This is a genomic window from Pseudomonas sp. FA-1, assembly GCF_056856075.1.
Genome location: NZ_JBWXTH010000014.1, coordinates 1 through 13,001 on the forward strand (window position 1 = coordinate 1; position 13,001 = coordinate 13,001).

The window sequence follows — 13,001 nt, forward strand, 5'->3', positions numbered from 1 at the left end:
CGAGAACATCGAGGCGACACTGCCTGGGGCGGCAAACTTCGCTGCGCGGCCGCCGAACCATTCTTTGTAGTCGTGCAACGAAACGTCCGGATGCTGGATGCCGCGTCTGATCGCCTGGGGCAGCAGGGGCGAGGCGCGGGTGAGGATTTTCTTTTCCAGCAGTACCGCATCCTGGTTGGCCTTGGTCGCGGCCGCGTGCAACGCCTGCACGTCGCTCGACGTGAGTGTATCGTCCAACTTGCGCAACTGCGCACAACTAAGAAGACCAACAGGTGCCAATGAACGAACACCGGTTTTTGCACATATCGCAACCGGCGGCTGAGTATTTTGCGGCATTAATCTATATCCTCTCCATATATAGCCTTGCGACTTGTTCAAACCAAACAACCTCACGCCTCCCAGTCGGTGCGCGGAAAGTTATTTGGTTTAAAGGATGCACCCGAGTTCGTGGCCACTTGCGGGTTGTAAAACCGCACAACGCCATACGCCACGGATGCATGTATATGGAAAGCTTAGAGCCACACCCCCTCTGCCATAACCAGCAACCCTACGAGGTTATCAATTATTTACTTTCATGTACCCTGCCCACTCGTTTCAATCAGTCCGAAATGAATACGATCTTTATTAATTGCTGAGGTCTCTGCCGAACACCGCCGTCAGTGCCCTTGATCAGCCTCGGCCAGGGCCTGCTTGGCATCCCAGCCTCCCCCCAGCGCGGCGATCAGCTGTACGCTGGCAACCAACCTGCCCTGCAGCAAGCTCAGCACGCTGCGTTCATTGCTCAGCGCGGTGGTCTGCACGTTGACCACATCCAGGTAGCTGATCAGGCCGGCGCGATACTGGTTCTCGGTCAGGCGCAACGATTCGCGGGCCGCCTCCAGCGCCTCCTGGCGCACCACCGCTTCGTCGCCGTATACCTTCAGCTGAACCAAGTAGTTTTCCACTTCCTTGAACCCATCGAGCACGGTTTGTCGGTACTGGGCCACGGTCTGGTCGTATACCGCGACGGTGCGGTCGACCTCGGCACTGCGCCTGCCGGCATCGAACAGCGTCATGGCCAGCGAGGGCCCCACCGACCAGTAGCGGTTGGGCAGTTCGATCCAGTTGCTGAAGCTGCTGCTGGAATAACCACCGCTCATGCTCAGGCTCAGGTCCGGAAAATAGGCCGCGCGGGCCACCCCGATATTGGCGTTGGCGGCCATCACGTTGCGTTCGGCCGCTGCGATGTCGGGGCGGCGTTCCAGCAATTGCGAAGGCAGCGCCAGCGGAATCTGCGGCAACGCCGGAATGGCCTTGCTGTCGGCCAGGGCAAAATCCGCCGGCGCATTGCCCAGCAAGACGGCAATAGCATTCTCGTACTGGGCACGCTGCCAGGCCAGGTCGATGAGGTCCGCCTGGGTGCTCTTGAGCTGGGTTCGCGCCTGAGCGACCGCATCTGGCCCGGCGACACCTGCCCGGTACTGGTTCTGGTTCATCCGCAACGAGCGCTCGTAGGCCGCCACGGTGGCTTCCAGCAGGCGCTTGTGTTCATCGATGACACGCAACTGCAGGTAGTTCTGCACCAGTTCCGACTGCAGGCTCAAGCGAATGCCGGCCAGGTCCGCCAGGCTCGCCTGGGCACTGGCCTCATTGGCATTCAAGGTTTCGCGCAGCTTGCCCCACAGGTCGATCTCCCAACTCACGCCAAGCTGGGCGTTGTAGGTGTTTCGAATACCGCTGCTGTTGTTGGACAAGCTCGAGCTGCTGCTGCCGGTGCCCTGGGCCGAACGGGTCTTGCCCACCGACAGGTCGAGGCTGGGGAACAGCGCGCCCCGGCTGCTGCGCACTAGAGCCTGGGCTTGGCGGTACTGGGCCTCGTACTGGGCAACGGTCTGGTTGCTGCGGTTGAGCTCATCGACCAGCGCGTTCAGCCCGCTGTCACCGTAGATTTCCCACCAAGCCCCTCGGGCGATGGCGTCGGAGGGGTTGGCCTGGGTCCAGCCTTCGGCCTGCTTGAACTGTGCCGGGGTCGCAAGCGCTGGGCGGTGATAGTCCGGGCTCAAGGTACAGGCGCTGAGCAGTGCTGCGCACAGGCCAGCGCCGACCAGTCGCGAGCCACGCCCGCAGGTCAGCCTCTGCAGGGCGCGGTGAAGTGGAGTCTGGGCGAAATTCATAGCGGGGTATCCAGTGCGGCGTCGGTGCGCACGCCGCGCCAACGGTTGAAACGGTGGCGCAGGCGGTCGAGGTACAAATAGACCACCGGCGTGGTGTAGAGGGTCAGGACCTGGCTGAATACCAGGCCACCGATGATGGTCAGGCCCAAGGGCTGGCGCATTTCGGCGCCCTCGGCACGGCTGAGCAGCAGCGGAAGCGCGCCAAGGATAGCCGCCAGGGTGGTCATCAGGATCGGGCGCAGGCGCAGCAGGCACGCCCGACGGATGGACTCCTCCGGGCTCAGGCCATCATGGCGCTCCAGCTGCAAGGCCAGGTCGATCATCAGAATGGCGTTCTTCTTCACCACCCCGATCAGCAAGAACAGCCCCAGCAGCGAGATCAAGCTGAACTCGCCACCCGTGGCATACAATGCGAGCAAGGCGCCGACACCGGCCGACGGCAAGGTGGAGAGGATGGTCAGCGGATGGATATAGCTCTCGTAGAGGATTCCCAGCACCAGGTACACCAGCACCAGGGCGCCGAGGATCATCAGTGGCTGGCCCTGGGTGGTCTTGGCGAACACGTCGGCCGTACCACCGAGCTTGGCGATCACTTCCTCTGGCAGGCCGAGCGTGGCCACCGCGCGCTCCACCGCCGCCATCGCCTGGTCCGGGCTGTAGCCTTCGGCAACGTCGAAGGCAATGTTCTCGGAGGCGAACTGGCCCTCATGGCTGACGCGGTCATTGGCCAGGCTGTTCTCGTAATGGGCGAAGGTGGACAGCGGCACCCGGGCACCATCGGCAGTGATCACCTGCACCTGTTCCAGGGTCTTGGGGTCCCAGGCATACCTGGGGTTGATCTCCAGCACCACCTGGTACTGGTTGAGGCTGTCGTAGATGGTCGAAATCTGCCGCTGGCTGTAGGCATTGTTCAGCACCGTGGTGACCATGTCCATGTCGATGCCCAGGCGCTTGGCCTGGTCGCGATCGACCACCAGCGTCACCTGCTGGGTGCCGGCGCCATCACGGGCATCGATGGCGGTCAGCTGCGGCAAGGCGCGCAGGGCAGCGACCACCTTGGGGAACCATTCGCGCAGTGCCGCCAGGTCACCGCTCTGCAGGGTATAGAGGTACTGCGAAGTGGACTGGTCGCGCCCGGCGCTGCCCAATTGCAGGTCCTGGTCAGCCATCAGGAACAGGCGCCCGCCGGGCACCTTGGGCATTTCCTTACGCAGGCGCTCGATCACCTGCTGGGCCGACAGCTTGCGCTCGGCGATCGGCTTGAGGCGTACCAGCACGAAGGCATTGTTGGTGCCGCTGTTGCCACCGATGAAGCCGGCCACGCTCTGCACCGCAGGGTCTGCCAGCAGGGCCCGGCGATAGATTTCCATCTTCGGCTGCATCACGCTGAACGACAGGCCATCGTCGCCCCGGATGAAACCCTGCAGTTGACCGGTGTCCTGCTGCGGCATGAGGGTCTTGGGCACCACCACGTACAAGGCGATATTGACCCCGATGGTCACCAGCAGGCTGAGCAGGGTCAGACGCTTGTGCCGCAGGGCCCAGCCCAGGCTGCGGTCATAGGCCGCAACCATGCGTTGGTGCACACGGTCGCTCCACTGCTGCAGGCGGTTCTGCTCCTGGGCGTGGGGCTTGAGCCAGCGCGAGCACAGCATTGGCGTCAGCGTCAACGACACCAGCAGCGAAACCAGGATGGCGGCTGCCAGGGTGATGGAAAACTCCAGGAACAAGCCGCGGACGATACCCCCCATGAACAGGATCGAGACGAACACCGCCACCAGCGAGACGTTCATCGACAGCAGCGTGAACCCCACCTCCTTGGCCCCCAGGAAAGCCGCACGCATGGGCGGCTGGCCCTCTTCGATGTGCCGGGAGATGTTCTCCAGTACGACGATGGCATCGTCGACCACCAGGCCCGTGGCGAGAATCAGCGCCATCAGCGACAGGTTGTTCAGGGAAAAGCCGCACAGGTACATGACCGCGAAGGTGCCGACCAGCGACACCGGCACGGCCAGGCTGGGGATCAGCGACGCGCGCAAGTTGCCCAGAAACAGATAGACCACCAGGATCACCAGCACCACGGCGATCAGCAAGGTGTGCTCGGCTTCCTTCAGGGTGGCCTTGATCACCGGCGAGCGGTCCATGGCCACATCCAGCTTGACGCTGGCCGGCAGCAGCGACTGCAAGGCGGGCAGCTGGGTCTTGATCTGCTCGACCGTCTGGATGATGTTGGCGCCGGACTGGCGGTTGACCACCAGCAGCACGGCGCTCTGGTCGTTGAAGAAGCCGCTGTTGTAGCGGTTCTCCACGCCATCGGTGATGGTGGCCACGTCCGCCAGGCGCAGGATCGAACCGTCCTGCTGACGGATCACCACCGGCTTGTAGTCGTCGGCTTTTTCCAGCTGGTCGTTGGCCCGCACCTGCCAGTTGCGCTCGGCGTCCTCGACGAACCCCATGGGCCGGCGCTGGTTGGCGTTGGCCACCGCCGTGCGCACCTCGTCCAGTGACAGGCCGTACTGGTTGAGCAACTGTGGCTCCACGGCGATGCGCACCGCCGGCAGCGAACTGCCGCCGATCTGCACTTCCCCCACCCCACTGACCTGGGACAGGCTCTGGGCCAGGATGGTATCGGCCAGGTCGTACAGCTGGCCTTTCTGCAGCACATCGGAGGTCAGCGACAGCACCATGATCGGCGCCTGCGACGGGTTGATCTTGCGGTAGGTAGGCATGCTGCGCATGCCGCTGGGTAACAGGTTGCGCGTGGCATTGATCGCCGCCTGCACCTCGCGCGCCGCACCGTCGATATCGCGGCCCATCTCGAAGCCGATGATCACGCGGGTCGAGCCCTGGTTGGAGCTGCTGGTCAGCGTGGTGACGCCGGCGATGCTGCCCAGCTTGCGCTCCAGCGGCGTGGCCACCGTCGCGGCCATGACTTCGGGGCTGGCGCCCGGCAGGTTGGCCTGCACCACGATCACCGGGAAATCCATTTGCGGCAAAGGCGACACCGGTAGCAGGCCGAAGCTCACGCCACCGAGCAGCATGATCGCCAGGCTCAGCAGCATGGTCGCCACCGGCCGGCGGATGAAAGGCCCGGAGAGATTCATGCCTCGGCCTGCTGCGTGTCGGTGGCCGGGCGCCAGCGGCGAGCCAGGCGGTCGAAGTACAGGTAGATGACCGGCGTGGTGAACAGCGTCAACACCTGGCTGACCAGCAGGCCGCCGACCATCACCAGCCCCAGCGGCTGGCGCAGCTCGGCGCCGGAGCCAGTGGCGAGCATCAGCGGCACAGCACCGAACAATGCAGCCAGGGTGGTCATCAGGATCGGCCGGAAGCGCAGCAGCGCAGCCTGGTAGATCGCCTCGCGTGGGGACATGCCCTGGTGGCGCTCGGCCTCCAGGGCGAAGTCGATCATCATGATGGCGTTCTTCTTGACGATGCCGATCAGCAGGATGATGCCGATGATGGCGATCATGCCCAGGTCATTGCCGCTCAACAACAAGGCCAGCAACGCGCCGACCGCTGCCGACGGCAATGTCGAGAGGATGGTCACCGGATGGATGTAGCTCTCGTAGAGCACGCCCAACACAATGTACATGGTCACCACCGCCGCCAGGATCAGCAGCAAGGTGCTCGACAACGAGGCCTGGAACGCTTCGGCGGCGCCCTGGAAGCGCGTCTGCACGCCCAGCGGCATGCCGATCTGCTGCTGCACCTGCTCGATGACCTTGACCGCCTCGCCCAGGGAGGCGCCATGGGCCAGGTTGAACGACATCATCACCGCTGGGAACTGGCCGATATGGGAAATCGCCAGCTGCGCCTGGCGCTGCTCGATGCGGGCGAGCGCCGAGAGACGCACCTGGCCCCCGTCGCTGGCCTTGACGTGGATCGACTCCAGCGCCTGCGGGCCGATGCTCGAGGCGGTCTGCGACTGCAGCACCACGCGGTACTGGCTGGCCTGGGTGTAGATGGTGGAGATCTGCCGCTGGCCGAACGCGTCGTACAAGGCATTGGTGATCTGCGACACGCTGATGCCCAGGCGGCTGGCCATGTCACGGTCGATCACCAGGTATACCTGCAGGCCCTTGTCCTGCAGGTCGCTGGCCACGTCCTGGAGTTCGGGGCGCTGCTGCAGGGCCTGGACCAGCTTGCCACTCCATTCGGCGAGCAGATCGGCGTCCGGGGACGACAGGCTGAACTGGTACTGGGTACGGCTGACCCGATCCTCGATGCTCAGGTCCTGCACCGGCTGCATGAACAGACGAATGCCCACCAGTGTGTCGAGCTGCGGTTGCAGGCGCTCGATCACCTCGCTGGCGGTGACATCGCGCTCGCCGTGGGGCTTGAGGTTGATCAACAGGCGGCCGCTGTTGAGGGTGGCGTTGTCGCCGTCCACGCCGATATAGGACGACAGGCTCTGCACAGCCGGGTCCTGCAGGATCACCTTGCTCAGGGCCTGCTGGCGTTCGCTCATGGCGGCGAACGAGGTGGATTGCGGTGCTTCGGAAATGCCCTGGATCACCCCGGTGTCCTGCACCGGGAAGAAACCCTTGGGCACGATGATGTAGAGGAACACCGTCAGCGCCAGGCTGGCGACAGCGACCAGCAAGGTCAGCGGCTGGTGCTTGAGGACCCACTGCAGGCCACGGCCATAGCGCTCGATCAGCCAGTCGATCCAGGCGCCGCTGGCACGGTAGAAGCGCCCCTGTTCCTCTTCTTTGGGCTCGCGCTTGAGCAGGCGTGCGCACATCATCGGCGTGAGGGTCAGCGACACCACCAGGGAGATCAGGATCGCCACCGCCAGGGTGATGGCGAACTCGCGGAACAGGCGGCCGACCACATCGGCCATGAACAGCAGCGGGATCAGCACCGCGATCAACGAGAAGGTCAGCGAAACCAAGGTGAAGCCGATCTGCCGAGCGCCCTTGAGCGCCGCCTGCATCGGCGTCTCGCCCTCCTCGATGTGCCGCGAGATGTTCTCCAGCATGACGATGGCGTCATCCACCACGAAGCCGGTGGCGATGGTCAGGGCCATCAGGGTCAGGTTGTTGACCGAGAAGCCGGCCAGGTACATCACGCCGAAGGTACCGATCAGCGACAGCGGCACGGCGATCGACGGGATGATGGTGGCGCTGAAGCGGCGCAGGAAGACGAAGGTGACCATGACCACCAGGGCGATGGCGATCAACAGTTCGTGCTGCACATCCTTGACCGCGGCACGGATGGTCTGGGTACGGTCGGTCAGGACCATCACGTCCAGGCCGGCCGGCAGGTTGTCGGTGATCGACGGGAGCATGGCCTTGATCAGGTCGACCACTTCGATGACGTTGGCCCCGGGCTGGCGCTGGATGTTCAGCAGCACGGCCTGGTTTTCGTTGGCCCAGGCCGCCAGGCGCTCGTTCTCGGCGCCATCGACGATCTCGGCGACATCCTTCAGGCGCAGCGGTGCCCCATTGTTGTAGGCCAGGATCAGGTTGGCGTATTCCTCAGGCGAGCGCAGCTGGTCGTTGGCGTCGAGCATCGATACACGGGTCGGGCCATCGAAGTTGCCCTTGGGCTGGTTGACGTTGGATGCCCCGATCAGGGTGCGCACGTCCTCGAGGTTCAGGCCGTTGGCCGCCAGGGCGTCGACGTTGACCTTGATGCGCACCGCCTGACGCTGGCCACCGGCGATGCTGACCATGCCAACGCCGCTGATCTGCGCCAGCTTCTGCGCCACACGGGTATCGACCAGGTCGTTGAGCTTGGGCAGCGGCATGGTTTTGGAAGCAATGGCCAGGGTCAGGACCGGGGTGTCGGCCGGGTTGACCTTGTTGTACACCGGCGGCGCCGGCAGGTCGCTGGGCAGCAGGTTGGTGGCGGCGTTGATCGCGGCCTGTACCTGCTGTTCGGCGACGTCCATGTTCATGTCGAGATTGAAGCGCAGGGTCAGTACCGAGGCGCCGCCGGAGCTGGTCGAGGCCATCTGGGTCAGGCCGGGCATCTGGCCGAACTGGCGTTCCAGCGGGGCGGTGACCGCACTGGTCATGACCTGTGGGCTGGCGCCGGGGTACAGGGTCATGACGCGGATGGTCGGGTAGTCGACTTGGGGCAGCGCCGAGACCGGCAGCAGCTTGTAGGCGATCAGGCCGGCCAGGACGATGGCCAGCATGCTCAGCGTGGTGGCGACCGGCCGCAGGATGAACAGGCGCGAGAGGTTCATGCGCCGGCCTTGCCCGATTCACCGGCCTGGGCCGAGCCCTTGACATCCTGGCCCTGCAGGTGTTGGCCGGGGGTGGTCGGTACTTGCGAGCTGTCTTCCACCACTTCGACCTTGCTGCCTTCGCGCAGGCGGTCGGTGCCTTCGAGCACCAGGCGATCGCCTGCGGCCAAGCCTTCCAGGATCACGCTCTGTTCACCATCGCTGGCACCGACCTTGACCTTGCGGATATTGACTTTGCTTTCGGCGTTGACCACGTAGGCGAAGGTACCGTCATTGCCGAACTGGATCGTCGCGGCCGGAGCCAGCACCACCTGCTTGAGCGTGTCGGCCAGCAGGCGCACATTGACGAACTGGTTGGGGAACAGCGCCTGGTCCTGGTTATCGAACCGGGCCTTGAACTTCAGGGTACCGGTGGTGGTGTCGATCTGGTTGTCGAGGCTGCCCAGCACACCGGTGGACTGCAGTTTGCTGTCTGCGCGGTCCCACGCCTCGACCGGCAGGCTGGCACCGCTGCGGTAGCGCGCGAGTACCGTGGAGAGTTCGGTTTCCGGCAGGGTGAAGGCGACACTGATCGGCTGGGTCTGGGTGATGACCACCAGGGCAGTGGTGTCGTTGGCTGCCACCAGGTTGCCCAGGTCGAGCTGGCGTAGGCCGACGCGACCGCTGATCGGGGCGCGGATCTGGGTGAAGTCCAGGTTCAGGCGAGCGTCGGCGACCGCGGCCTGGTTGGTCTTGACCAGCCCCTGGAACTGCGCCACCTGGGCCTCAGCGGTGTCGAGGGTCTGCTTGGCGATGCTGTCCTCGGCGTACAGGCCCTTGTAGCGCGCCAGGTCGACCTGGGCGTTCTTCAATTGGGCTTGGTTCTGCGCCAGGGTACCTTCGGCCTGTTGCAAGGCGATGCGGTACGGGCGTGGGTCGATCTCGGCCAGCAGCTCGCCAGCCTTGACCTGCTGGCCCTCCTTGAAGTGGATCTTGACCAGCTCACCGGCCACACGGCTGCGTACGTTGACGGTGTTGGTCGCGGTAACGGTACCCAAGGCCTTGTAGTACAGCGGGAAGTCACCGACATGCACCGGCGCCACACGCACCGGCACCGGATCACTGGAGGCGCCAAAGCCTGGGCGCCCGCCCATTCCCATGCCCATGCCCTTCCCCGGCCGGCCGCTGGGCTGCGCCTGGTGGGGCGGCGTCGCGGGCCACAGCCACCAGGCCAGCAAGGCCACCAGCAGCAGGATCAGCAGGCCGAAAAGCCAGCGACGAGGGGAGCGAGAGACAGAAGCTTGCATGGGTTGAACGAACCTTGTTCGGTGATGACGACTTGGGGAGGTTGAACGATAAGCACTGGGGCGGTGTTAGCAAAGCACCTTTACCAGGCATTTACCTTCGCCTTACGTTGCCAAGGTGCTGAACTTTAAATGAAAACGGCCTGGAAATCGTTCCAGGCCGTCATGTTGATCTCGTAGGGCTCTGTGGGAGCGGCAGTCCGACCTGCCCCGCGATCAAGGGCAAAGCCCAGAATCAACGATGGGGCGCGAAGCGCCCCGGTACGCTTACTTCAGGACAGCCAGCGCTGCGTCGTAGTTCGGCTCGTCGGCGATCTCGCCAACCAGCTCGCTGTGCAGGACCTTGTCGTTCTCGTCCAGCACCACCACCGCGCGAGCAGCCAGGCCAGTCAGCGGGCCGTCGGCGATGGCAACGCCGTAGTTCTCCAGGAACTCGCGACCACGCAGGGTCGACAGGTTCTGCACGTTCTCCAGGCCTTCGGCACCGCAGAAACGGGCCTGGGCGAACGGCAGGTCGGCGGAGATGCACAGCACCACGGTGTTGGCGAGGTCGTTGGCCTGGGCATTGAACTTGCGCACGGACGTCGCGCAGGTCGGGGTGTCGACGCTTGGGAAGATGTTCAGCACCTTGCGCTTGCCGGCGTAGTCCTTCAGCGACTTGTCGGCCAGGCCTTCACCGACCAGGGAGAAAGCCGGTGCCTGAGCGCCCGCCTGTGGCAGGTTGCCGTTGACCTTGACTGGGTTGCCTTTGAGGGTCACTTGAGCCATGACGAAATCCTTGTACGCGGTTTGAAAAGGAGCCTGAGTTAAGCATGAAGGCGCTCAGGTGCCTATCGGAAAAGTTAAATTGTTCTATTTCCTGGCTTTTTTTGTGGACAAAAAAATACCCAGGCAGCAACAAAACTGCCTGGGCACCATTGTTCAGCGGCTCAGCCCAGCAGGCTGCCCACCACAGAGTAGAGCACCGAAGACATGGCGATCAGGCCAAGCACCACGACGAAGACGTTGGACATCGCGCCGCTGTACTTGCGCATCGACGGCACGCGACGGATGGCGTACATCGGCATCAGGAACAGCAGCGCCGCGATGATCGGGCCGCCCAGGGACTCGATCATGCCCAGGATGCTCGGGTTCAGGGTAGCGACGACCCAGCACACCACCAGCATCAGCGCGGCGACCACGCGGTCCAGGGCCTTGGCGCCGGGGCGCAGACCAGCCTTGGCGATGATGCCCTTGAGGCCTTCGCTGGCACCGATGTAATGGCCCAGGAACGACTTGGCGATGGCAATGAAAGCAATCAGCGGCGCCGCAAAGGCAATGGCCGGGTTGCTGAAATGGTTGGCCAGGTAAGACAGGATCGACAGGTTCTGCGCCTTGGCCTCGGCCAGCTGTGCGCTGCTGAGGGTCAGCACGCAACTGAAGACGAAGAACAGCACCATGGCCACCATCAGCAGGTGGGCACGGGCCAGGATCTGGCCACTGCGCTGGTCGGCGTGCTCACCGTAACGGCGCTTTTGGTCGACCGCGAAGGCCGAAATGATCGGCGAGTGGTTGAAGGAGAACACCATCACCGGAATCGCCAGCCACAGGGTATGCAGGAAGGCCGAACCGGTCGGCAGCGTGGCGGCGCTGTCCAGGATGCCGCCGTTCCAGTGCGGCACCAGGTACAGGGCCAGCAAGGCAAGGGCAACGATGAACGGATACACCAGCAGGCTCATGACCTTGACCGTGGCCTGCTCGCCGCAACGCACGATCGCCAACAGGCCCAGGATCAGCACGAACGACAGGATCGCTCGCGGTGGCGGGGTCATGTGCAGTTGGTGCTCCATGAAGCTGCTGACGGTGTTGGTCAGGGCAACGCTATAGATCAGCAGGATCGGGAAGATGGCGAAGAAGTACAGCACGGTGATCAAGGCACCGGCCTTGAGCCCGAAGTGTTCCTCCACTACGTCGGTGATATCGCCACTGCGACCGGAAAGGACGAAACGGGTCAGGCCACGGTGGGCGTAGTAGGTCATCGGGAAGGCCAGCACGGTCAGGATCAGCAGCGGCCAGAAACCGCCAAGGCCGGCGTTGATCGGCAGGAACAAGGTCCCGGCACCGATCGCCGTGCCAAACAGGCCCAGCATCCAGGTGGTGTCTTGTCGCGACCAGCTGCCAAGGGTAGCGGAGGTCGATTCTTCGAAGCGCTGTTCGACGCTTGGGGCCTGCTCATTCATTCCGGGTGCAACTCCACTCGCAAGACTGCAACAGGCTGAGAGTGGCGAAACACGGGGCCTCGCGCACCTCAACCGAAAAAGAGGGGCGCGATTGTGCGCTGATCGGGTTGCACTTGCATAGCCCCGCCCGAGGAGTGGTTGCACCTTTTGTGTAGGAATTACCTTAAAAAATCACACCGAACAAACAGAGAGAGTTGCACCCATCAGATTTCATGGGCAGCGAGAAGCTCCGTGAGTACGTCGGCCAGAGCCCGCACCATGGCATCCGCAGTGGGGCGGTGCACGACCACGATCTCGTAGCTGTCCACCTCCGGTAGCCCTTGCCCTGCGCCCAGTACCCTGTGCTCGGCAGTCGCCGCGCGCGGCGGCAACAGGCTGATGCCCATGCCGTCGGCCACTGCAGCCTGTATCCCGCTCAGGCTGGAGCTGGTGAAACTGATGCGCCATCGCCGGCCCATCCCTTCGATGGCGGTGATCATGTCGTCCCGGTATAGCCCCCGGGGCGGAAAGGTCACCAAGGGAATGGGGTCCAGCTCGAACGCCGGGGTCCGCACGCTGTCGATCCACTGCAGGCGCTCCGGCCAGCAGGCCACGCCCTCGCGCGCATTGCGGCGCTGCTTGAGCAGTACCAGGTCCAGCTCGCCGTTGTCGTAGGCCTGGCTGAGGTCGCGGCACAGCCCGCTGGTGACTTCCAGCTTGACCTCGGGGTGGCGCCGGCTGAACGCCGACAAGGCATTGGTGGTGCGCCCGCCAACGAAATCCTCGGGGACCCCGAGGCGTACGGTCACGCCCACCATGGCACCAGCGAGGGCTTCAAGCATCTGGTCATTGAGCGCGAGCATGTGGCGGGCATAACCGAGCAGCGTCTGCCCCGCATCGGTGGGCAGCACGTCACGGTTGCCTCGCACCAGCAGGCGATGGCCGACCATGTCTTCCAGCCGGCGCACCTTCTGGCTGATGGTGGACTGGGTCGAATGCAGGCGTGTCGCGGCGGTGGTGAAACTGCCGCAGTCAGCCACTACGACAATGGCACGCAACAAGTCCAGGTCGAAAAGAGCCCTATTCGATTTAACGCTGATAGACATGGAACTATTCAACTTTTGAATGGCAGGCTCGATTTCTAGCACGCCTGCCCATGGCGGGCAAC

General features: G+C 63.8%; 8 protein-coding genes. All 8 read right to left on the minus strand.

Annotated features, from left to right (window positions below; genetic code table 11):
• The coding region (locus AC1MHZ_RS21290) for a hypothetical protein (protein WP_482966889.1) at window positions 1-336 on the minus strand (336 nt) is incomplete at its 3' end.
• Between the two features lie 320 nt (window positions 337-656).
• Window positions 657-2,153 (minus strand): efflux transporter outer membrane subunit, encoded by a 1,497-nt coding sequence (locus AC1MHZ_RS21295; RefSeq protein WP_482966890.1) that lies wholly within the window; start codon window positions 2,151-2,153, stop codon window positions 657-659.
• The gene (locus tag AC1MHZ_RS21300) at window positions 2,150-5,257 is read right to left on the minus strand and encodes an efflux RND transporter permease subunit (RefSeq protein WP_368829598.1); all 3,108 of its coding nucleotides are present in this window, start codon (window positions 5,255-5,257) and stop codon (window positions 2,150-2,152) included. Before AC1MHZ_RS21300 ends, AC1MHZ_RS21295 begins: the two co-directional genes overlap by 4 nt.
• Complete coding sequence (locus tag AC1MHZ_RS21305) at window positions 5,254-8,352, minus strand: MdtB/MuxB family multidrug efflux RND transporter permease subunit (protein WP_482966891.1); 3,099 nt, start codon at window positions 8,350-8,352, stop codon at window positions 5,254-5,256. Before AC1MHZ_RS21305 ends, AC1MHZ_RS21300 begins: the two co-directional genes overlap by 4 nt.
• A complete protein-coding gene (locus AC1MHZ_RS21310; RefSeq protein ID WP_482966892.1) occupies window positions 8,349-9,638 on the minus strand; it encodes an MdtA/MuxA family multidrug efflux RND transporter periplasmic adaptor subunit in 1,290 nt (429 codons plus the stop codon). Before AC1MHZ_RS21310 ends, AC1MHZ_RS21305 begins: the two co-directional genes overlap by 4 nt.
• 264 nt (window positions 9,639-9,902) lie before the next feature.
• Complete coding sequence (tpx, locus tag AC1MHZ_RS21315; protein WP_084856986.1) at window positions 9,903-10,403, minus strand: thiol peroxidase; 501 nt, start codon at window positions 10,401-10,403, stop codon at window positions 9,903-9,905.
• Window positions 10,404-10,564: 161 nt separating this feature from the next.
• Entirely contained in the window at window positions 10,565-11,854 is a 1,290-nt protein-coding gene (locus AC1MHZ_RS21320; RefSeq protein WP_482966893.1) for a serine/threonine transporter, read from the minus strand.
• A 203-nt stretch (window positions 11,855-12,057) separates the two neighbouring features.
• Entirely contained in the window at window positions 12,058-12,939 is an 882-nt protein-coding gene (locus tag AC1MHZ_RS21325) for a LysR family transcriptional regulator (protein WP_084856982.1), read from the minus strand.
• Between the last annotated feature and the right edge of the window lie 62 nt (window positions 12,940-13,001).